Raw genomic sequence first — 20,087 nt, 5'->3', positions numbered from 1 at the left:
TTCCATCCGACCACAGGGAGCCAACTCCTTACATGGACAGCACCGCATCCGCCTCGCTCGCCTCCCTCTGGAGCGAGGTCTCCGGTACTCAGCCCGACCCTGATCTGTGGGTGGTCATCGCCACCCTGGTCGCCGCGCTCGCCGTCGTCGTCCCGCACGTGCTGTGGCGCGTCTCGCGCAACGCCATCACCATCGCCCACGAGGGCGGCCACGGTCTGGTCGCGCTGCTGACCGGCCGGACCCTGACCGGCATACGCCTGCACTCCGACACCAGCGGCCTCACCGTCAGCCGCGGCAAGCCCCACGGCCTCGGCATGATCCTCACGGCGGCCTCGGGCTACACGGCTCCACCGCTGCTCGGCCTCGGCGGCGCGGCGCTGCTGGCCTCCGGCCGGATCACGCTGTTGCTGTGGCTGGCGACGGCCCTGCTGGTGGCGATGCTGGTGATGATCCGCAACGCGTACGGGGCACTGACGGTGTTCGTGACCGGCGGCACGTTCGTGCTGGTGAGCTGGTTGACGGGGCCGCAGGTGCAGGCGGCGTTCGCGTATGTGGTGGTGTGGTTCCTGCTGGTGGGGGGCGTGCGACCGGCGTTCGAGCTGCAGGCGAAGAGGGCGCGGGGTGGGGCGGGGGACTCGGACGCGGATCAGCTGTCGCGGCTGACGCACGTACCGGCGGGCCTGTGGCTGTTCCTGTTCCATGCCGTCTCGCTGTGCTCCTTGATAGGTGGAGGCCGCTGGCTACTGGCGGTGTGACAGCCGACCTCAAGGGGCGCGGGGCTGTGCAGATGTGCTGCCCGGCCGCGTGGGCGCGACCAGCCACGACGGCGCCGCACCCGAACCGCGGCCTCCTTATAAAGTGAACCCATGGCCCACAACCCCGCCGCACCCACCGCCCTCTGGCCCGCCCCGCACGCGAGCGGAGCCGTCGACGCGACGGTCCACGTGCCCGGGTCCAAGTCGGTCACCAACCGCGCCCTCGTCCTGGCGGCCCTCGCCTCGGAACCGGGTTGGCTGCGCCGCCCCCTCCGCTCCCGCGACACCCTGCTGATGGCCGGCGCGCTGCGCGCGATGGGCGTCGGCATCGAGGAGGGCGTGGGCCCCGAGGGCACCGGCGAGGCGTGGCGTGTGCTCCCCGCGGGTCTGCGCGGCCCGGTCACGGTCGACGTCGGCAACGCCGGCACGGTGATGCGCTTCCTGCCGCCGGTGGCCGCGCTCGCCGACGGCCCCGTCCGCTTCGACGGCGACCCCAGGTCGTACGAGCGTCCCCTGCACGGCGTGATCGACGCCCTGCGCGTCCTCGGCGCCCGCATCGACGACGACGGCCGGGGCGCACTGCCGCTGACCGTCCATGGCGGGGGTGCCCTGGAGGGCGGCCCGGTGGAGATCGACGCCTCGTCGTCGTCCCAGTTCGTGTCGGCCCTGCTGCTGTCCGGACCGCGCTTCAACCAGGGCGTCGAGGTCCGCCACATCGGCTCCACGCTGCCCTCGATGCCGCACATCCGCATGACCGTCGACATGCTGCGCGCCGTCGGCGCCCAGGTGGACACCCCGGAGTCGGGCGGCGAGCCGAACGTCTGGCGGGTCACGCCGGGCGCCCTGCTCGGCCGTGACCTGACCATCGAGCCGGACCTGTCCAACGCCCAGCCGTTCCTGGCCGCGGCGCTGGTGACCGGCGGCAAGGTGCTCATCCCGGACTGGCCCGCCCGTACCACCCAGCCCGGTGACCGGCTGCGGGAGATCTTCACCGAGATGGGCGGGTCCTGCGAACTCACCGAGTACGGGCTCGTGTTCACCGGCTCGGGCGCGATCCACGGCATCGACGTGGACCTGAGCGAGGTCGGCGAACTCACCCCGGGCATCGCGGCGGTCGCCGCCCTGGCCGACTCCCCCTCGACTCTGCGCGGGGTCGCCCACCTGCGTCTGCACGAGACGGACCGCCTGGCCGCGCTCACCAAGGAGATCAACGAACTCGGCGGTGACGTGACGGAGACCGCCGACGGCCTGCACATCCGCCCGCGCCGGCTGCACGGCGGCGTCTTCCACACCTACGAGGACCACCGCATGGCGACGGCCGGCGCGATCATCGGCCTCGCCGTCGAGGGCGTACGGATCGAGAACGTGGCGACGACGGCGAAGACCCTGCCGGACTTCCCCGAGCTGTGGACCGGGATGCTCGGGGCGTAGGGACTTAACGCCATGCGCCGCTACGGCAAGCACACCGACGAGGACGACATCCGCAGCCGCCCGGGCCGTCGGAACACCCGACCCCGTACGAGCATCCGGCCCAAGCACGAGGACGCCGCCGAGGGCATGGTCCTCACCGTCGACCGGGGCCGTCTGACCTGCCTCGTCGAGGACCGGGTCGTGATGGCGATGAAAGCCCGCGAACTCGGCCGCAAGGCGGCGGTGGTCGGTGACCGGGTCGCCCTGGTCGGCGATCTGTCCGGAAAGAAGGACACCCTCGCGCGGATCGTGCGGATCGCGGAGCGGACGTCGGTGCTCCGGCGGACGGCCGATGACGACGACCCCTACGAGCGCGTCGTGGTGGCCAACGCCGACCAGCTCGCCATCGTCACCGCCCTCGCCGACCCCGAGCCGCGGCCTCGGCTGATCGACCGCTGTCTGGTGGCGGCGTTCGACGGGGGTCTGGAACCGCTGCTGGTGATGACGAAGTCGGACCTGGCACCGCCGGACAAACTGCTGGAGCTCTACGGGGCGTTGGACATCCCGTATGTGGTCACCAGCCGTGAGGAGCTGGAGAACGGCAGCGCGGCGGACCGGGTGCGGGAGCAACTCGACGGCAGGGTGACGGCGTTCGTCGGTCACTCCGGTGTGGGCAAGACGACGCTGGTGAACGCGCTGGTGCCGGAGGAACGGCGGCGTTCGACCGGTCATGTCAACGCGGTGACGGGTCGGGGGCGGCACACGACGACGTCGGCGCTGGCGCTGCCGCTGGCGGGGCCCGTGGCGGACGGCTGGGTGATCGACACCCCCGGGGTCCGCTCCTTCGGTCTGGCTCATGTCGACCCGTCCCGGGTGATCCACGCGTTCCCCGACCTGGAACCGGGAACCGAAGGCTGTCCGCGTGCGTGCAGTCATGACGAACCGGACTGCGCGCTGGACGACTGGGTGGTGCAGGGGCACGCCGATCAGGCGCGGCTGTACTCGCTGCGGCGGCTGCTGGCCACTCGGGAGCCCACGGAGGGCGACTGAGGGAGGGCCGCTGTGGAAGGGGCGTCACGGAAGGCCGCTGTGGAAGGCCGTTGTGGAAGGGGCGCTGTGGAAGGCCGCCGCGGAAGGCTGCTGACCTCCGCGTTGTTTGCCTCCCTGTAGGGCTGGTAAGGGCATAATCGCACCGAGCTGGAACCAAGCCTGACCAAAGCCTGACGAAGCCGACGAAGCGGTCACTGAACGTGGGGATACGGGAGGACAGCACATGGCGTGGCTGCTGGTCATCGTGGCGGGCCTGCTCGAAACCGGCTTCGCCGTCTGCCTGAAGCTGTCGCACGGCTTCACCCGGCTCTGGCCGACCGTCGCCTTCTGCATCTTCGCCCTCGGCAGTTTCGGACTGCTGACGCTGTCGCTGAAGAAGCTGGACGTGGGGCCGGCGTATGCGGTGTGGACGGGGATCGGGGCGGCGGGTACGGCGATCTACGGGATGATCTTCCTCGGGGACATCGTGTCGACGTTGAAGATCGTGTCGATCAGTCTGGTGATCGTGGGGGTCATCGGGTTGCAGTTGTCCGGCTCGGCGCACTGAGGCGGTTCGTCCGGAGGTCAGCCGGTCAACTGCCGGTACAGCGCGCCGCGTACGAGGTCGGCCACGCCGCCTTCGCCGGGTGGGGCGGCGACGCAGGACAGGGCCAGCCTGACGACGAGTTCGCAGGAGCGGGCGAGGTCGGGGGTGTCGGACTTGTTGCCGCCGGGGCCGGACAGGACCGATACGGCCCGGTCGCGGACGAGGGCCACGAAGTCGCCGGGTGACGGGAGCGGCCCGTCGGCCCGCCGCTGTGCCGGTACGGCGGAGGAGGACGGGACGGCGGAGAGGGTCGGCGAGGGCAGGCGCTCGCTCCAGCAGCCGGTGAGCATGGCGCGGACCAGGGCGTTGTCGCGGGCGAGTGCGGCGGTCCACTCCGCGGTGGCGGTGAGGCGCTCGCGGGCGTCGCTCTGCGTGGCGAGGGCGCGGTCGACGCCGGCGAGGTACGCGTCGGCCTCCCTGCGCACGAGCGCGCGGGCGAGGCCTTCCTTGCTGCCGAACTCGTTGTACAGCGTCTGCCGGGACACTCCGGCCGCCGCGGCCACGTCCACCATCCGTACGGCGGACCACGGCCGGCGGGCCAACGCCGTGTAAGCGGCGTCCAGCAGGGATTCCCGCGCTGCAGGCATCATCGCCTCCCTGGGCGAGCGGCTCTGCGCCCAGATTTGACGCGCGCAGGGGCACTGTCAAGGGGTCGCGGGGGCACGCGGGGGCGCGCGTTGCCTCCGGCGGTTGGGCGGGGGGTGCCTGCGGCGGCCTGTTGCTGTGGGGTGGGGGTGCGCGTAGCGCCTTGGGGTGTGTGGTGGGTCGGGGCCGTGCCGGGGGGTGTCCGTCCTCGGTCCGGTGCTGGACCTTGCGCGAGAGGTGCCGTCCCTTGACACCGGACTCTGCGGGCGGACACCCCCCGACCCGTCCCCTTCCCGCCGTACGCGACCGCGGGCCCGCGGGGCTACGCGCCATACCCGGCCGGCCACAGCAGCCCGCGCCGCCGCAGGCAATCCCCGCACCGCCACAACCCGCACAGCCCCAGGCACTCCCCGCACCGCCACAGCCGCGCAGCTGCGGGCAATGCCCGCACCGCCACAGCCGCGTAGCCGCAGGCACCCCCCGCACCGCCACAGCCGCGCAGCCGCAGGCACCCCCCGCACCGCCACAGCCGCGCAGCTGCGGGCAATGCCCGCACCGCCACAGCCGCGTAGCCGCAGGCACCCCGCGCACCGCCGCAGCCGCGTAGCTGCGGGCAGTCGTGCCGCTGGGGCGGCACGGGTGGGCGCAGCGGCACCCCGTTAGCGCCGGGCCGCGCGACCCACCCCCGACCAGCCCCACGCCGGGCAACCCGCAAACGGGACGGCGCCTGTGACTCGGCCCAGCCGACGCAGTCACCCGGTAGCCCCACCCCGACCACGACAGATACGGTTCGTCCCATGCCGGACTACCTCGACGATCTCCGCCTCGCCCACGTCCTCGCGGACGCCGCCGACGCCGCCACCATGGACCGCTTCAAGGCGCTCGACCTCAAGGTCGAGACAAAGCCGGACATGACACCGGTGAGCGAGGCCGACAAGGCCGCCGAGGAGCTCATCCGCGGACAGTTGCAGCGGGCCCGGCCGAGAGACGCGATCCTCGGCGAGGAGTACGGCGTCGAGGGGACCGGCCCCCGCCGCTGGGTGATCGACCCGATCGACGGCACCAAGAACTACGTACGCGGCGTCCCGGTCTGGGCCACCCTCATCTCCCTGATGGAGGCCGGCGAGGGTGGCTACCAGCCGGTCGTCGGCGTCGTTTCCGCCCCCGCCCTGGGCCGGCGCTGGTGGGCCGCCAAGGGCCACGGCGCCTTCAGCGGCCGTAGCCTCTCCTCCGCCACCCGACTGCAGGTCTCCCGCGTCTCGAAGCTGTCGGACGCCTCGTTCGCGTACTCCTCGCTCAGCGGGTGGGAGGACCAGGGCCGGCTGGGCGGCTTCCTCGACCTGACCCGCGAGGTGTGGCGCACGCGCGCGTACGGCGACTTCTGGCCCTACATGATGGTCGCCGAGGGCTCGGTGGACCTCTGCGCCGAGCCGGAGCTCTCCCTGTGGGACATGGCCGCCAACGCGATCATCGTCACCGAGTCGGGCGGCACCTTCACCGGCCTCGACGGTCGCCCGGGCCCGCACAGCGGCAACGCGGCCGCCTCGAACGGCCTCCTGCACGACGAGTTCCTCGGGTATCTCAACCAGCGCTACTGACGCCCCCGTCACGCCCCGTACCAGCCGCACGCGCCCCCTTGTTGACCCGCGCTTTACCTGCAACCCTGAAAGTCCCCCCACTTGTGAATTTGTGAAACCGTGAACAAGCCGTGAACCAGGCGGCGGGGGGCACATCAGGAGGTGGCTCCATCCATGCTCGTACGTGACGCCATGAGCACCGTGGTCCTCACCATCGGCCCCACTCACACCCTTCGCCAGGCAGCCGCGCTGATGTCCGCCCGTCGGATCGGCGCGGCCGTGGTCCACGACCCCGACGCCGGCGGCATCGGCATCCTCACCGAACGCGACATCCTCAACTCCGTCGGCCTCGGACAGAACCCGGACAGCGAACGCACCCACGACCACACCACCAACGACGTCGTGTTCGCCGCCCCGTCATGGACCCTGGAGGAGGCGGCCCGCGCCATGGCGCACGGCGGCTTCCGCCATCTGATCGTCCTGGACCACGACGAGCCCGTCGGCATCGTCTCGGTCCGCGACATCATCCGCTGCTGGGCACCCGTACGGCAGCAGGTTCCGGCTTAGGAAGGCCGGGGAAGCGGCACGCGAAACGGGCCGGGCTCCCCGAAGGAACCCGGCCCGTCCGCCACGGCAAGCGATCCAGTGCTGGTGGTCAGCCGCGCAAAGCCTGGACAGCGGCTTCCAGCCGCTTGCCGAAGTCGTCGTCCGCGTGACGGAAGTTGTCGATCGCGTGCTCGATGATGTCCTCGCGCGAGACCGGTGCGACGGCGCCCGCCAGGTTGGTGATCAGGCGCTCCTTCTCGTCCTCCGACATCAGGCGGTAGAGGTTGCCCGCCTGGACGAAGTCGTCGTCCTCCGCGTGGACGGGGGCCTCGTGGTTGCCCGTGCCGGGCGTGAAGGCGGTGAAGGGCTGCCAGAGGGGGCGGCCGGTCTGGGCGGGGCCGCCGAAGCTGTTGGGCTCGTAGTTCTTCGCGCCGCCGTGCCGGCCGTCGTAGAGGAAGCCGTCACGGGAGTTGGTGCGCGCCTCGGTGGCGTGCGGGCGGTTCACCGGCAGGTGGTCGGCGTTGATGCCGACGCGGTAGCGGTGGGCGTCGCCGTACGCGAAGAGGCGGCCCTGGAGCATCTTGTCGGGGGACGGGCCGATGCCCGGTACAAAGTGCGCGGGGCTGAAGATGCTCTGCTCGACCTCGGCGAAGACGTTCCGCGGGTTGCGGTTGAGCTCCAGCCTGCCGATCTCGATCGGCGGGTAGTCCTCGTGCGGCCACACCTTGGTGAGGTCGAACGGGTTGAAGCGGTACGTCGCCGCGTCCGCCGCCGGCATGATCTGCACCTGCACGGTCCAGCTCGGGAACTCCCCGCGCTCGATGGCCTGGCGCAGGTCGCGCTGGTGCGAGTCGGGATCCTCGCCCGCGAGCCTGCTGGCCTCTTCCTGGGTGAGGTTCTTGATGCCCTGGTCGGTCTTGAAGTGGTACTTGACCCAGAAGACCTCGCCGGCCTCGTTGCGGTAGGAGGCGGGGATGCCTCGGTCGCCGAACAGCCAGGTCACCTGGTGGATGGATTCCGGCGACAGGGACCAGCAGTCCCAGACGTTGTCCGGTTCGGTGCTGCCCGTGTACGGGTCGCGCTTCTGCGTGTGGATGAAGTCCGGGAACTTGATGGCGTCCTTGATGAAGAACACCGGGGTGTTGTTGCCGACGAGGTCGTAGTTGCCCTCCTCGGTGTAGAACTTCAGCGCCCAGCCGCGCGGGTCGCGCACGGCGTCCGCCGCACCGAGGTTGCCGGCCACCGTCGAGAAGCGCAGGAACGTCTCCGTCCGCTTACCGACCTCGGAGAGGAAGGCGGCGCGCGTGTACTTCGTGACGTCGGCGGTCACCGTGAAGGTGCCGTACGCACCCGCGCCGCGGGCGTGCACCACGCGCTCCGGGATGCGCTCGCGGTTGAAGTGGGCCAGCTTCTCCAGCAGGAGCTGGTCCTGGACCAGGACCGGGCCGCCGATGCCCGCGGTCTCGCTGTTCTGGTTGTCGGCGACCGGAGCACCGGCCTACGTCGTGAGCGGTCCCTGGGTCATGCGCGCCTCCTGCGTGTGTTCCGGGCGGCCGACCGATCCTGCCCCCTGGCCAGAACCAGCCTCGATCCCGTACTGGACTTTGTCCAAATTGAAAGGAGATCCAAAGTCACATCCATTCGGAACCTAGCCCTACTGCTGTTAAGGTGTTCTCCATGAGTGACCTTCTGGAACGGCTGCGCGGACGCGGATGGCGGATGACCGCGCAGCGGCGCGTCGTGGCCGAGGTCCTCGCCGGCGATCACGTCCACCTGACGGCCGACGAGGTGCACGCGCGGGCTGTCGCCAAGCTCCCCGAGATCTCCCGGGCCACGGTCTACAACACGCTGGGCGAGCTGGTCTCCCTCGGCGAGGTGCTCGAGGTCTCCACCGACAAGCGCGCGAAGCGGTACGACCCGAACGCCCACCGGCCCCACCACCACCTGGTCTGCGCCCAGTGCGGCTCGATCCGGGACGTCCACCCGACGGGCAACCCGATGGCCGACCTCCCCGACTCGGAGCGCTTCGGCTTCACCGTCTCGGACGTCGAGGTGACGTATCGCGGCATCTGCCCCAACTGCGCGAAGGCGTAGCCCCGCGACTCCTTCAAGCCCCGGCACCGATGAGGCGCCGGGGCTTCGCGCTGCGTGCGCGTCCGCATACGGCCGCCCGCCCACGCCCTTCGGACACGACCCCTGCGGGCCACCTTCCGGTATCTGACGGTCCGTCATATCGTCGACGGCACCCACCAGTCCGTACCGCACTCCGCGAGGAGCCCCCGTGGGAGAGCCGTATCAAGACCGAGAAACGAGTGATCCGAAACTCAAAGCCACCGACCTGACCCGCGCCTTCGGCCGAACCCCCCACACGGTCGACGCCCTCGGCCCCCTCGATCTGACCGTCGCGCCCGGCGAGTTCGTCTGTGTCGTCGGCCCCTCCGGCTGTGGCAAGTCCACGCTCCTGCGCATCGCCGCGGGCCTGCTGCGCCCGAGCACGGGCACGCTGGAGATCCGTGCGTCGAGTGCGCGTCCGGCGGCCATGATCTTCCAGGACTACGGCATCTACGACTGGAAGACCGTCCGCGCCAACGTCCGCTTCGGCCTGGACATCCAACGCCTCCCCCGCCGTGAGGCGAACGCCCGCGCCGACGACTGGCTGGCCCGCATGGGCCTGTCGGACTTCGCGGACGCCTACCCGTCCGCACTCTCCGGCGGTATGCGCCAGCGCGTGGCGATCGCCCGGGCTCTGGCCGTGGGGCCCGAACTCCTGCTGATGGACGAGCCGTTCGCGGCGCTCGACGCCCAGCTCCGCACGATCCTCCAGGACGAGCTCCTGGACATCACCCAGACGCTGAGGACGACCACCCTCTTCATCACCCACAGCCTGGAGGAGGCCATCGTCCTCGGCGACCGCGTGCTGATGATGTCCGCCCGCCCGGGCCGGATCCTCGCCGAGCACCGCCCGCCCTTCCCACGCCCGCGCACCGGCGACATCCGCGCCGCACCCGAGTTCACAGCGCTGAAGAGCGAGCTGTGGGACCTGCTGCGGAAGGAGGCGGTACCGGCATGACGACCCTCACGAAGCCACCCGCGGAGTCGGTCCTGGTCCGCCGCCCGGGCCCGCAGGAACTCCACCCGGCCCGCACCCACCGCCGCAGGCGCGCACTGGAGCTGTCGCTGGCGCTGGCCGTACCCCTCTCCCTGATCCTCCTGTGGCAACTGGCCGCCTCCCAGGCCTGGATCGACGCCCGCGTCTACCCGGCCCCGTCCACGATCCTCGCCGACGGCTGGGACCGGGCCGCCGCCGGCGACCTGTGGCCGGACGTGTGGGCGACCCTGAAGCGCGTCCTGGCGGGATACGCGGCGGGCACGGCCGCGGGCTACGCCCTGGGCCTCCTGATGGGATCCCTCTCCCTGGTCCGAGCGGCCCTGGAACCGCTCCTGGACGCGCTGTACGTCGTACCGAAACTGGCCCTCCTGCCCGTCTTCCTGAACATGTTCGGCCTGGGCGAGGGCCCGCAGGTGGCGCTGGTGGCGGCGACGGTGTTCTTCTTCGTCTGGATCTCCACCATGTCCGCGGTCATGTCCATCCCCTCCGGACACCGTGACGCGGGCCAGGTCTTCGGCGCCTCCCGGTGGCAGATGTTCCGTCACGTCCTGCTCCCCGCCTCTCTGCCCTCGGTCCTGGTGGGCGCGCGCATCGCGGCGGGTGTGGCGGTCCTGGTCATCGTCGCGTCGGAGCAGATCGCCGCGACGAACGGCCTGGGCCATCTGATCTTCGACTCGCGCGCGCTGTTCCAGAACGACGTGATGTTCGTCGGCATCGTCTGTGTCGCGGTCCTCGGGGTGATCTTCTCCGAACTGATCCGCTTCGTCGGCCGCCTGCTCACGCCCTGGGCACCGAGGGACCGAGGAAGGGGCCAGTCATGAGAAGGCGGAAGCACACCTACGGCGTCGCCCTCGCCGCGGGAGCGGCCCTGCTGGCGTCGCCGGCCTGCTCATCGCCGTACGAGTCGGACCCCTCGTCGAAGGCGGCCGGGGAACAGCGCACCGTCCGCCCGGTCGAGGGCTGCGGCACGAAGGCCTGGACGGACCCGAAGAACCTCTCCCCGAGCCGGACTCCGGCTCGCTGCCGCCCCGGAGCCCCTGCCCCACAGCCCCTGTCCGAGCCCCGCGAGCTGACGATCGCGACGGGAACGCTGAGCGCCGAGTACGTGGCGCCCCTGCAAGTGGCGCTCGACAAAGGCGAGTTCAAGAAGGAGGGCCTGGACGTCGACCTGAAGGTCCTCCCGACCCCGGACGCGCTGCCCCTGCTGGCCAAGGGGGACATCGACGCCCTGTGGGCGGCCCCGGAGGCCGCGGTCATGAACGGCATCAAGGGCGGCTTCGACATCAAGTGGATCGCGGGCAACTTCTCACCCGCCCCCGACTCGAAGAGCGGCCTGTGGGTGCGCCTGAAGGAGGGCGAGAGCGCGAGCCACGTCGCCATGGCGGGCCGCAAGCTGGGCACGATGATCGGCAAGGGCTCGGTCATCGCGTACCCCATGGAGAAGGCACTGGAGCAGCACGGCGGCGGCCTGGCCGAGATCCAGTACCAGCAACTCGGCTCGGCCGACGTCCTCACGGCCCTGCAGAACGGCGGCGTCGACTCCGCATGGCTCCTGGATCCGGTGTGGCGCAAGGTGGACGGCAAGCAGGAGTACGCCTTCCTGGGCGGCCAGCCTCAGGGCGAACCGCTGGGTGGCATGCTCTACGGCCGCGCGCTGCTGCAGGACGACGTGGACGCGGGCGTGGCACTGCTCAGGGCGTACATCCGCACGGTGAACACGTACTTCGCGGCCGACTACAAGCAGGATGCGACCTTCGTCACATACCTCGCCAAGCTCCTGAAGTCGGAGGAGTCCATCCTCAAATCCACGCCACCCCTGCGCATGGACTGGGAGATCCGCTCCGGCACGACCACGCGCCTGCAATCGGCCTACGAGTCCCAAGGGGTGTCGGAGGGAAGCCCGCTCCCGGAGTCACGGACGGTGAACCGCACGCTGTACGAGGAGGCGGTGGGCCACGGTCCCTGAAACACACCTAGGGCCGGGATCCGTTGGGATCCCGGCCCTAGGCCTTCAGTAGCGGGGACAGGATTTGAACCTGCGACCTCTGGGTTATGAGCCCAGCGAGCTACCGAGCTGCTCCACCCCGCGTCGGTGAATGCAACATTACGTCAACCATGCGGACAGAGCAAATCGCTTGTCACCAGTCACTCTCTGCCACCGGTCGCATCACCCAGCCCGTCCGGCGTTTGAGGACGAGGCCCGTTCAACCCCGCGACGCCGACGGCGCAGCATCGGGCACCCACGAAACCCGCCCAGCACACCCTCACGCCGAAAGCTCCTCCCGCAGAGCATCCCGCAACCGCGCAGCCCGCTCCGCGACCTCCCCCGGCCCCAGACGCACCGCCCGGTCAGCCCACCGCTGCCCTTCCGCCAGCTCCCCCCGACGCGCGTAGACCAGGGCCAGCCGCAACGCCGACCGCCCGTGACCGGCGTCAGCCGCCCGAGTCCACCACATCGCGGCCTCCGGCTCACTCCCCTCCCGCGCGAGCAGCAGCCCCAGGTTGAACGCCCCGTTCCGTGACCCGGCCTCGGCGGCCTCCCGGTACCACCGAGCCGCCTCCACCACGTCCCCCCGAGCGGCGGCGAGCATCCCCACCCGCACCTGCGCCCGCCGATGCCCCTGGGAAGCCGCCCGCTCGTACCACTCCTCGCACTCGGTCTTCTCGTGCACCGACTCGCCGAGCTCATGCTCGGGCTCCGGCGGCCGCCGAGCGTCCAGCACGGTCGCCAGCCGGTACGCGGCCTCCGCGCTGCCGGCCCCGGCCGCGCACCGCAGATGCCGCTCCGCCGCGAGCTCGTCCCCGTCCCGCAGCCGCGCGATGCCGACCTGAAGCGCCGCCTCGGTGTGCCCGGCGGCCGCGGCACGCTCGTACCAGCGCAGCGCGGCCCGCTCCTCGCCGCGCCCGGCGTGCAGGATCCCCAGGTTGAACGCGGCGTCCACGCTCCCGGCCTCCGCGGCCTTGGAGAACCAAGGCTCGGCACCGGTCGTGTCCCCGCCCTGCAGCAGCAGGATGGCCAGCGCGTTCGCCGCCTCGCGGTGCCCGGCGTACGCGGCCCGCCGGTACCACTGCTCGGCCTGCGCGGTACGCCCCTGATCGGCGCAGAGCAGCCCGAGGTTGTACGCACCGTTCACGTCACCGGCGTCCATCGCGGCCCGGTACCACCGCTCGGCGGTCTGCGGCTGGCCGCGCTCGGCGTGCAGCGCGCCCAGCGCGTTGGCCGCGTTGCCGTCGCCGTCCTGCGCGGCCCGCAGCCACCACACGGCGGCGCTCTCGGTGTCCCCGGCGTCCCGCAGCAGGAACCCGAGCGCACAGGCGGCGCGCGCCTCCCCGTCCTTGGCGGAGGTCAGGTACCAGCGCCCGGCCTCCTTGAGCTCCCCGCGCTTCTCGAGAATCGTCCCGAGGTGCAGCGCGGCCCGCCGGTGCCCGCGCGCGGCGGCCTGCCGGTACCACTGCTCGGCCTCGACGAGCAGTGGCTCGCTCGCCGCGACACCGTTGTCGGTCCCCTCCTCGCCCGTACGCCCCGCCTGCCGGTCGAGCGCACGCGCCAGCCGGTACGCCGCCTCCCGGTGCCCCCGCTCGGCCGCGGCCCGCATCCACTGCTCGGCCCCGTCGTCGCCGCGGTGCTCCAGCAGATCGGCGAGCGCGTACGCGCCCAGCGCGTGTCCCTGTTCGGCGGACTGCCGCAGCCAGTACTCGGCAGCGGGCTCGTCGCCCCGCTCGCGGTGATGGCGTCCCAGCGCGTGCGCGGCCGCGGCCGACCCCGCGACGGCCGCGATCCGCCACCATCCGGCAGCCTCGTCGGCGTACCCGCGCTGGTGGAGAAGTACTCCCAGGTTGTTGGCGGCGGCCCGGTCCCCGGCGGCGGTGGCGGCCCGCAGGTAGGGCTCGGCTCCGTCGAGATCGCCACGGCGCAGCAGCATGGCGCCGAGCACGCTCGTCGCCTCGGCGTCGCCGGCCTCGGCGGCAAGCCGCTGCCGGGCCTCCTCCGCTGCCTCCGCGGCCTCGTCCCGGTCGGTCGCCCGGTCGAAGGCGAAGTCGCCCTCCGGCTGCGCAAGGTCACCCAGCGGCAGCGAGGCACTGTCCGTCGGCTGCGCGAAATCGCCCGTCGGCTGCACAAAGTCGGCAGGCTGCACAAACCGCCCTGTCTCCAACAGAGTTGCCTTGTCCCCCATAACGTCCATCGTCGCACCACCTGCAACCTGGGTACACCTCGTATACCGCAGCCAGTGAGGTCACTTCAGCGTTTTGTCGACATGCCCACAGAGAGACAAGTCAAACACAGTTCTCCCAACTGCCCACGGCGGCGCGACCGCCGCGGCCTCCTGCACATGCGTTCGCACATCACAAAGGCCCGGATCCTTGGAGGATCCGGGCCTTCGCTGTCGTACGAAATGTTCGTCGACTTCAGTAGCGGGGACAGGATTTGAACCTGCGACCTCTGGGTTATGAGCCCAGCGAGCTACCGAGCTGCTCCACCCCGCGCCGTTGTTCTGCAACCGTATCACGGCGCGGGGTGGGCCATTCGATCAGCCGCCGTCCCTACGAGCTGGTGGGACTGCTGGTCGGACTCGGACTGGAACTGGGGCTCGCGCTGCCGCCACTGTCGCCGCTGCTGCCACCGCCGCCGGTCTTGTCCGCCTGGGCCTGGGCGTCCTCGGCCCGCTTCAGCGCGTCCTCGAGGTCCTCCTGCGCCCTGCCGTACGCCTCCCAGTCGCCCTTCTTCAGGGCTTCCTGGCCCGTCTCGAAGGCCTTCTGGGCGTCGTTGAGCGCGTCTTGGACCGTCGGGTTGGTGGACGTCGGTGGTGGTGTCGTACCGCCGCCGTCCTCGTCGCCCTCGTCCGGTGGCTGGGTGGTCGGGCCCTCCGCTCCGAAGACCTTGTTGAGCGCCTCGCCGAGAGTGTCCTCGAAGGCCGTGGTGCCGCCGTAGGACACCAACACCTTGCGCAGCAGCGGGTACTTGAGCCCGCCACCGCGTACGTAGACCGGCTCCACGTAGAGCAGTCCGCCGTCGAGTGGGACCGCCAGCAGGTTGCCGTACTCGACCTCCGAGTCGCCGCCTCTCAGCAGCCTGATGGTCTCGGCGATGTTCTGTTCGGAGTTGAACTGGCTCTGGACCTGACTGGGGCCGTTGACCGTGGTGTTGGTCGGCAGTTTCAGAATTCTGATCTTGCCGTAGTCACTGGTCCCCGCCTCGGCGTCGACGGCCATGAAGGCGCTGAGGTTGTCACGGCCACTCGGTGTGAGGGTCGTCGTCAGCGAGAACGCCTGCGCCTGCTGGTCGGGCATCTTCATGCTCAGGTAGTACGGCGGCACCGCGCTGCCCGACTTGTTGGTCGGGTCGTCCGGCACCTGCCAGACCTCGCTGCCGCTGAGGAACGTGGTCGCGTCCTTCACGTGGTAGCGGGTGAGCAGCTCGCGCTGGACCTTGAACAGGTCCTGCGGGTAGCGCAGATGGGCCATCAGATCCTTGGAGATCTTGCTCTTGGACTCCACCGTGCCCGGGAACGCCTTCATCCAGGTCTTCAGGACCGGGTCCTTGGTGTCCCACTGGTAGAGCTTGACCTCGCCGGTGTAGGCATCGACGGTCGCCTTCACCGAGTTGCGGATGTAGTTGACCTGGTTCTGCTGGGCCACGACCGCCCGCTGATCGTTGGTCGCGGTCAGCGAGTCGGCCGTCGTGTCACCGAGGGTCGTACGCGATGAGTACGGGTATCCGTTGGTCGTCGTGTACGCGTCGACGATCCACTGGATGCGGTGGTTCACCACGGCCGGGTAGGCGTCACCATCGATGGTCAGCCACGGGGCGACCGCCTCGACGCGCTCCTTGGGCGTGCGGTTGTACAGGATGCGCGAACCCTCGCCGATGGCCCCGGAGTACAGGATCTGCGGCTCGCCGAACGCCACCGCGTACGCGGCCCGGTTGACCGGGTTGGAGAGGCTGACCCCGCTGTCGCCCTTGTAGCTGTAGGTCTTCTCGCCGCTGTCGTCGGAGTAGTCGATCTCCTTCTGGGGACCTCCGACGATCGAGTACATGCTGGTCTTCTCGCCGTAGTAGACCCGCTGCTCGTACGTCCCGAGGTCGCCCTTGGAGGGCAGGTCGGACTCGGTGAAGTCCGGTCGGCCCTGGGAGTCGGCGTTGGTGCCCTCGGCGGCGACCACGCCGTAGCCGTGGGTGTAGCGGAAGTGGTCGTTGATCCAGTTCCGCTTCGGGATGCCGTTGAGGTTGATCTCGCGCAGACCGATGACGGTGTCCTGGTCCTTGCCGTCCTTGCTGTACCGGTCGACGTCCAGGTTGGTCGGGAACGCGTAGTAGTTCCTGATCTGCTGGAGCTGCTGGAACGTCGGCGAGACGATGTTCGGGTCCAGGATCCGGATGCTGGCCGCGGCGTCGACGTCGTCGCGCAGCTGGGTCTTGTCCTCGGTCTTGCTGGTGCCCGCGTAGTCGGTGACCTGGGTGCCGTCGATGCCGTAGGCCTCGCGCGTCGCCTTGAGGTTCTTCTCGACGTACGGCGCTTCCTTGGCCTGCTCGTTGGGCTGGACCTGGAACTTCTGGACGATCGCGGGGTACAGCCCGCCGATGAGGATCGCCGAGAGCACCATCAGGCCGAAGCCGATGACGGGCAGCTGCCAGGTGCGCCGCCACAGGGTGGCGAAGAACAACAGTGCGCAGATGACGGCGATGCAGAACAGGATCGTCTTGGCCGGCAGGTAGGCGTTGGCGTCGACGTACCGAAGGCCCGTCCAGTTGTCGGTCGCCTTGAAGTCGCTGGACTTCACGGCGAGCCCGTACCGGTCGAGCCAGTACGCGACCGCCTTCAGGGCGACGAAGATGCCGATCAGGACCGACAGATGGCCGGTGGCCGCGGCCGTGGCGCGCGCGCCGGGGCTGGTGATGCGCAGCCCGCCGTACAGGTAGTGGGTGAGCGCGGCGGCGATCACGGAGAGGATCGCGGCGGCGAAGCCGAAGCCGAGCAGGAACCGGTACCAGGGCAGGTCGAAGGCGTAGAAGCCGACGTCAAGGTGGAACTGCGGGTCCTTCTCACCGAAGGGCACGCCGTTGACCCACATCAGCCAGGTCCGCCACTGGCTGGAGGCGGAGGCGCCGGCGATCAGGCCGACCAAGGCGGTGATCGCGAGCAGCAGCCACTTCTTGTACGGCGCGATGCCCATGCGGTAGCGGTCGAGGCTCTGCTGCTCCATCGACATGGCGCTCAGCGGCGGGCGCAGCCGGTGCGCCAGCCAGATGTTGAAGCCGACCGCGAGGGCCATCAGCAGACCGAAGACGAAGAAGAGACCGATCTTCGTCCAGAGCGTGGTCGTGAACACCGACGAGTAGTTCACCGACCGGTACCAGAGCCAGTCCGTCCAGAAGCCCGCGAACATGGTGAAAGCCATGCCGAGGACGGCGAGGACGCCCAGTGTCATGAGCAGCGTCCGGACACGCCGGGACGGGCGGCCCACTCTGATCCGTGGCCCGGTCGGGCCTCCGCCGCGGTCCGGCATCTGGAAAGCCAAGGTTCGCACCCCGAGGTTCGCTGTTGGTCCGTCAGGCCCGCGTCTTCGTGGACCCGCCGTGGCCCCCCGTGATCGTGGGCCCACACCTATGCAACTTACTCACCGTTTACTCAGTTCCCGATTCGGGCCAGGAACGAGGCAGGATTGTGACCATGTCCAACACTCCCATGGCGGCGAGCCCGCTCACCCGGGCCGTTCTCGAGATCGACGAGTACGCCTCCGGCCTCGGCTGGGACCAGCCCGCCCGCCTCTTCGCCCTCGTAGACACCGCACGGCTGCAGGCCCAGGAACCCGGCCTCGCCGCCCAGCTCGGCCTGGGGGACGAGCAGGAGTCCTCCGGCCTGACCCCGATCGAGCAGGACGAACTTCCAACGGGCAAGGCGCTCGACGAGTTCCTCGGCACCATCGCCTGGCCCGACTCGGTGGCCGGCTGCGCGCTCACCGTCGAGCGTCTGATGCTGCCCCCGTCCGCCGAGGCCCAGGTCCCGCAGGGCCTGAGCGAGGCCAAGCTCACGAAGTGGGTGGCGGAGCACCCCGACCGCCAGGAGGTCCGCATGACGGTCGCGGTCCTGCGCGACGGCGCCCGCGAGTCGGCCCTGCGCCTGCGCGAGAAGGACACCCCGACGGAGGTCCTCACCGGCCCGGACCTGGTCCCGGGGCTGGCGGAGGCGCTGGCGGCGACGTTCGAGGACTGAGGTCTTCCGGTACGACGGTGAGGACTTGAACGGCGGTGGGGGTGCCCCTTGAGGTGAAGGGGCACCCCCACCGCCGTACCGAAGCCTGTTCCTCAGTCCTTGTTTCTCAGTCCTTGTTCCTCAGTGCTTGCTTCTCAGTCCTTGGTCGTGCACTTCGGCAGGTCGGCGGTGTCGCCGGAGCGGATGTCCTTCAGGGCACCGAGGGCGTCGCCGATGGTGTCGACCTTGACGAGGGTGAGCCCGTCGGGGATGTCCTTGGCGGCGGTCGCGCAGTTGTCGGCGGGCGTGAGGAAGTACTGGGCGCCCTTGTCGCGCGCTGCGATGGTCTTCATCTCGATGCCCCCGATGGGGCCGACCTTGCCGTCGTCGTCGATGGTGCCGGTACCGGCGACGAACTTGCCGCCGGTGAGGCTGCCCGGGGTGAGCTTGTCGTAGAGCCCGAGTGAGAACATCAGGCCCGCGCTGGGGCCGCCGACGTCGGCGAGCTTGATGTCGATGGTGAACGGGAAGGTGTGGTCGGTCCCGGCGGAGATGCCGACGATCGCGCGCTTGGCGGCGCTGTCGTCGGACTCGGCGGTCCTGATCGTGATCTTCTCGGACTTCGTGGGCGTCCTGCGCTCCTTCTCGGCGGCGGCCTGCTCCTTGGCCGGCACGATGGTGAAGACGACGTCCTGACCCGGCTTGTGCTTGGTCACCAGCTTGGCGACGTCCGCCGGTTCCTTCACGGCCGTACCGTCGACGGCCTTGATCACGTCACCGGCGTGCAGCTTGCCCTCGGCCGGGGTTCCCTTGACCACGGTCGAGACGATCACCCAGCTCTGCACCGGGATGTCCAGCTCTTTCAGGGCGGCGACCTTGGCGCTCTCCTGGGACTGGCTGAACTCCTCGGCGTTCTCCTGGGTGGACTGCTCCTCGGTCTTGCCGTCCGGGTAGAGGGTGTCGTGCGGCACGACCTTGTTGTCGTGCGCGAGCCAGCCGTAGACGGCCTCCACGAGGTTCATCCTGTAGTCGGCGCTGGTGACCCGGACGGTGGTCATGTTGAGGTGCCCGGTCGTCGCGTATGTCTTGCGCCCGGAGATCTGCAGTACCGGCTCGCCCTCGTGCTCCCCGAGGGTGTTCACCGTCGGCCCCGGGGACATCTCCGCATACGGCACGGGGATGAAGACTCCCGCGCACAGAAGCGCGATCAGCATCAGGGTGGAGGCGAGCATCGTCGCGGTGCGGCGTGGCATGCCAAGACAGTACGTGACACACCTGTCAGCGCCCCGTCAGGGCCATCGGACGGTGCCCGTCAGGCCGCGAGCCCGGTCCCCCGCGATCATGTACGGGAGGGGGGCTTCTCCATGGCCGCGCGGAACCGGGCGTATCCGTCGAGCTCCGGCCCGTCGCTCCGTACCTTCCGGTTCCGGTTGGCCCAACTGCCCCACAGACCGGCGCCGATCGCAGCCACAAGCGGAATCAGCAACCAGGCGAGCGCCGCCATGCCGTCCTCCCATCCCCAATGAGTGACCGCAAACTGACTGATCAGCAGATTAACCACTGGCACTGACAACGCTCACGCCAGGGGTGCGGTTACGCAACCGGAGTGGGGTGGACGGGTTCCGGGGGCGGGTTCAGCAGGCGCCGACCCACTCCTCGGTTCCGTCCGAGAACTTCTGGTGCTTCCAGATGGGCACCTCGTGCTTGAGATCGTCGATCAGCTTCCGGCAGGCCTCGAAGGCCTCCCCGCGATGGGGGCAGGAGACGGCGACGACCACTGCCAGATCCCCGACCTTCAGGTCCCCGACCCGGTGCACGGCCGCGAGGGCACGCACCGGATACTCGGCGACGACCTTCTCGGCGATCCGCCGCATCTCGGCCTCGGCACTGGGATGGCACGAGTACCCGAGCTCGTCGACATCGGTACCCCCGTCGTGGTTCCGCACGGTCCCCACGAACAACGCGGTCCCCCCGGCGGCGTCGTCCCCGACGGCCCGGAAGACCTCGTCCACGGAGAGGGCCGTCTCGCGGATGCCGATGAGCTTGACGGGGTCCTGAGCGCCCTGCTCACCGGGGTGATCGTTGGTAGGTGCCATGCCCCCATCGTGCCCCACTCCCACGGGGGCGGGAAATAGCGTTATCGCCCGGCACACGCGCGTGCGGGTTTGGAGCCTCCTACATGAGGGGGCCGCCAGGAGGGGCCGCGTGCATGCCGCCGATCAGGCCTTTGCCGGACCTTGCAGGCCGGGGAGTGCGCCCGTCGCCCGCACATGGCCG

16 protein-coding genes, 2 tRNA genes and 1 pseudogene are annotated in these 20,087 nt (G+C 70.2%); 11 read left to right on the top strand and 8 right to left on the bottom strand.

Features of this window, described 5'->3' with window-relative positions:
- Positions 1 to 32: 32 nt before the first annotated feature.
- The 4 genes from ACIREI_RS14845 (at position 33) to ACIREI_RS14830 (ending at position 3,762) form a co-directional block, all read left to right on the top strand.
- Positions 33 to 755, top strand: coding sequence for a M50 family metallopeptidase (locus tag ACIREI_RS14845; RefSeq protein WP_403332328.1), 723 nt, complete (start codon positions 33 to 35; stop codon positions 753 to 755).
- Between the two features lie 111 nt (positions 756 to 866).
- Entirely contained in the window at positions 867 to 2,186 is a 1,320-nt protein-coding gene (gene aroA, locus ACIREI_RS14840) for a 3-phosphoshikimate 1-carboxyvinyltransferase (RefSeq protein ID WP_403332325.1), read from the top strand.
- A 12-nt stretch (positions 2,187 to 2,198) separates the two neighbouring features.
- A complete protein-coding gene (rsgA, locus tag ACIREI_RS14835) occupies positions 2,199 to 3,215 on the top strand; it encodes a ribosome small subunit-dependent GTPase A (RefSeq protein ID WP_403332322.1) in 1,017 nt (338 codons plus the stop codon).
- Positions 3,216 to 3,438: 223 nt separating this feature from the next.
- Positions 3,439 to 3,762 (top strand): DMT family transporter, encoded by a 324-nt coding sequence (locus ACIREI_RS14830; protein ID WP_403332319.1) that lies wholly within the window; start codon positions 3,439 to 3,441, stop codon positions 3,760 to 3,762.
- A gap of 17 nt (positions 3,763 to 3,779) precedes the next feature.
- On the opposite strand, the gene ACIREI_RS14825 is transcribed toward ACIREI_RS14830, so the two are convergent.
- Positions 3,780 to 4,391: a TetR/AcrR family transcriptional regulator gene (locus ACIREI_RS14825; protein WP_403332316.1), complete on the bottom strand. Its 612-nt coding sequence runs from the start codon at positions 4,389 to 4,391 to the stop codon at positions 3,780 to 3,782.
- A gap of 792 nt (positions 4,392 to 5,183) precedes the next feature.
- Between ACIREI_RS14825 and hisN the strand changes: the two genes are divergently transcribed.
- Together hisN and ACIREI_RS14815 are read left to right on the top strand one after the other, a co-directional pair.
- On the top strand, positions 5,184 to 5,984 hold the full coding sequence (gene hisN, locus ACIREI_RS14820) for a histidinol-phosphatase (RefSeq protein WP_403332313.1): 801 nt from the start codon (positions 5,184 to 5,186) through the stop codon (positions 5,982 to 5,984).
- Positions 5,985 to 6,137: 153 nt separating this feature from the next.
- Positions 6,138 to 6,530, top strand: coding sequence for a cyclic nucleotide-binding/CBS domain-containing protein (locus tag ACIREI_RS14815; protein WP_403332310.1), 393 nt, complete (start codon positions 6,138 to 6,140; stop codon positions 6,528 to 6,530).
- An 88-nt stretch (positions 6,531 to 6,618) separates the two neighbouring features.
- Here ACIREI_RS14815 and ACIREI_RS14810 read toward each other — a convergent pair.
- A pseudogene (locus ACIREI_RS14810) lies at positions 6,619 to 8,034 on the bottom strand (catalase).
- A 152-nt stretch (positions 8,035 to 8,186) separates the two neighbouring features.
- Here ACIREI_RS14810 and ACIREI_RS14805 point away from each other — a divergent pair.
- The 4 genes from ACIREI_RS14805 (at position 8,187) to ACIREI_RS14790 (ending at position 11,584) form a co-directional block, all read left to right on the top strand.
- Positions 8,187 to 8,603: a Fur family transcriptional regulator gene (locus ACIREI_RS14805; protein ID WP_403332307.1), complete on the top strand. Its 417-nt coding sequence runs from the start codon at positions 8,187 to 8,189 to the stop codon at positions 8,601 to 8,603.
- A gap of 187 nt (positions 8,604 to 8,790) precedes the next feature.
- The gene (locus ACIREI_RS14800; protein ID WP_403332305.1) at positions 8,791 to 9,579 is read left to right on the top strand and encodes an ABC transporter ATP-binding protein; all 789 of its coding nucleotides are present in this window, start codon (positions 8,791 to 8,793) and stop codon (positions 9,577 to 9,579) included.
- Positions 9,576 to 10,439 (top strand): ABC transporter permease, encoded by an 864-nt coding sequence (locus tag ACIREI_RS14795; protein ID WP_403332302.1) that lies wholly within the window; start codon positions 9,576 to 9,578, stop codon positions 10,437 to 10,439. Before ACIREI_RS14800 ends, ACIREI_RS14795 begins: the two co-directional genes overlap by 4 nt.
- The gene (locus ACIREI_RS14790; protein ID WP_403332299.1) at positions 10,436 to 11,584 is read left to right on the top strand and encodes an ABC transporter substrate-binding protein; all 1,149 of its coding nucleotides are present in this window, start codon (positions 10,436 to 10,438) and stop codon (positions 11,582 to 11,584) included. Before ACIREI_RS14795 ends, ACIREI_RS14790 begins: the two co-directional genes overlap by 4 nt.
- Positions 11,585 to 11,633: 49 nt before the next feature.
- Here the strand turns inward: ACIREI_RS14790 and ACIREI_RS14785 are convergent.
- The 4 genes from ACIREI_RS14785 to ACIREI_RS14770 all read right to left on the bottom strand — a co-directional run bounded on the left by ACIREI_RS14785 (position 11,634) and on the right by ACIREI_RS14770 (position 17,124).
- Positions 11,634 to 11,707 (bottom strand) — tRNA-Met (locus tag ACIREI_RS14785).
- A 175-nt stretch (positions 11,708 to 11,882) separates the two neighbouring features.
- On the bottom strand, positions 11,883 to 13,802 hold the full coding sequence (locus ACIREI_RS14780; protein WP_403332296.1) for a tetratricopeptide repeat protein: 1,920 nt from the start codon (positions 13,800 to 13,802) through the stop codon (positions 11,883 to 11,885).
- Positions 13,803 to 14,029: 227 nt separating this feature from the next.
- Positions 14,030 to 14,103 (bottom strand) — tRNA-Met (locus tag ACIREI_RS14775).
- Between the two features lie 57 nt (positions 14,104 to 14,160).
- A complete protein-coding gene (locus tag ACIREI_RS14770; RefSeq protein ID WP_403332938.1) occupies positions 14,161 to 17,124 on the bottom strand; it encodes a UPF0182 family protein in 2,964 nt (987 codons plus the stop codon).
- Between the two features lie 164 nt (positions 17,125 to 17,288).
- Between ACIREI_RS14770 and ACIREI_RS14765 the strand changes: the two genes are divergently transcribed.
- Positions 17,289 to 17,831, top strand: a complete 543-nt coding sequence (locus ACIREI_RS14765) for a PPA1309 family protein (protein WP_403332293.1) — start codon at positions 17,289 to 17,291, stop codon at positions 17,829 to 17,831.
- Positions 17,832 to 17,965: 134 nt separating this feature from the next.
- Here the strand turns inward: ACIREI_RS14765 and ACIREI_RS14760 are convergent, their stop codons facing one another.
- Positions 17,966 to 19,063 carry a PDZ domain-containing protein gene (locus ACIREI_RS14760; protein ID WP_403332290.1) on the bottom strand — a complete coding sequence of 366 codons (1,098 nt, stop codon included), beginning with the start codon at positions 19,061 to 19,063 and terminating at the stop codon, positions 17,966 to 17,968.
- Between the two features lie 381 nt (positions 19,064 to 19,444).
- A complete protein-coding gene (locus ACIREI_RS14755) occupies positions 19,445 to 19,906 on the bottom strand; it encodes a molybdenum cofactor biosynthesis protein MoaE (protein ID WP_403332287.1) in 462 nt (153 codons plus the stop codon).
- Between the last annotated feature and the right edge of the window lie 181 nt (positions 19,907 to 20,087).

This window comes from Streptomyces sp. NPDC093591 (assembly GCF_044764885.1).
GTDB lineage: Bacteria > Actinomycetota > Actinomycetes > Streptomycetales > Streptomycetaceae > Streptomyces.
Note: the sequence above shows the minus strand (reverse complement) of the source record. Positions and strands in the feature narration are given on the sequence as shown.

Coding starts and splice junctions, on each gene's coding strand:
- ACIREI_RS14845 (WP_403332328.1), top strand. CDS start 33: ATGGACAGCACCGCATCCGCCTCGCTCGCCTCCCTCTGGAGCGAGGTC.
- aroA (WP_403332325.1), top strand. CDS start 867: ATGGCCCACAACCCCGCCGCACCCACCGCCCTCTGGCCCGCCCCGCAC.
- rsgA (WP_403332322.1), top strand. CDS start 2,199: ATGCGCCGCTACGGCAAGCACACCGACGAGGACGACATCCGCAGCCGC.
- ACIREI_RS14830 (WP_403332319.1), top strand. CDS start 3,439: ATGGCGTGGCTGCTGGTCATCGTGGCGGGCCTGCTCGAAACCGGCTTC.
- ACIREI_RS14825 (WP_403332316.1), bottom strand. CDS start 4,391: ATGATGCCTGCAGCGCGGGAATCCCTGCTGGACGCCGCTTACACGGCG.
- hisN (WP_403332313.1), top strand. CDS start 5,184: ATGCCGGACTACCTCGACGATCTCCGCCTCGCCCACGTCCTCGCGGAC.
- ACIREI_RS14815 (WP_403332310.1), top strand. CDS start 6,138: ATGCTCGTACGTGACGCCATGAGCACCGTGGTCCTCACCATCGGCCCC.
- ACIREI_RS14805 (WP_403332307.1), top strand. CDS start 8,187: ATGAGTGACCTTCTGGAACGGCTGCGCGGACGCGGATGGCGGATGACC.
- ACIREI_RS14795 (WP_403332302.1), top strand. CDS start 9,576: ATGACGACCCTCACGAAGCCACCCGCGGAGTCGGTCCTGGTCCGCCGC.
- ACIREI_RS14790 (WP_403332299.1), top strand. CDS start 10,436: ATGAGAAGGCGGAAGCACACCTACGGCGTCGCCCTCGCCGCGGGAGCG.
- ACIREI_RS14780 (WP_403332296.1), bottom strand. CDS start 13,802: ATGGACGTTATGGGGGACAAGGCAACTCTGTTGGAGACAGGGCGGTTT.
- ACIREI_RS14770 (WP_403332938.1), bottom strand. CDS start 17,124: ATGCCGGACCGCGGCGGAGGCCCGACCGGGCCACGGATCAGAGTGGGC.
- ACIREI_RS14765 (WP_403332293.1), top strand. CDS start 17,289: ATGTCCAACACTCCCATGGCGGCGAGCCCGCTCACCCGGGCCGTTCTC.
- ACIREI_RS14760 (WP_403332290.1), bottom strand. CDS start 19,063: ATGCCACGCCGCACCGCGACGATGCTCGCCTCCACCCTGATGCTGATC.
- ACIREI_RS14755 (WP_403332287.1), bottom strand. CDS start 19,906: ATGGCACCTACCAACGATCACCCCGGTGAGCAGGGCGCTCAGGACCCC.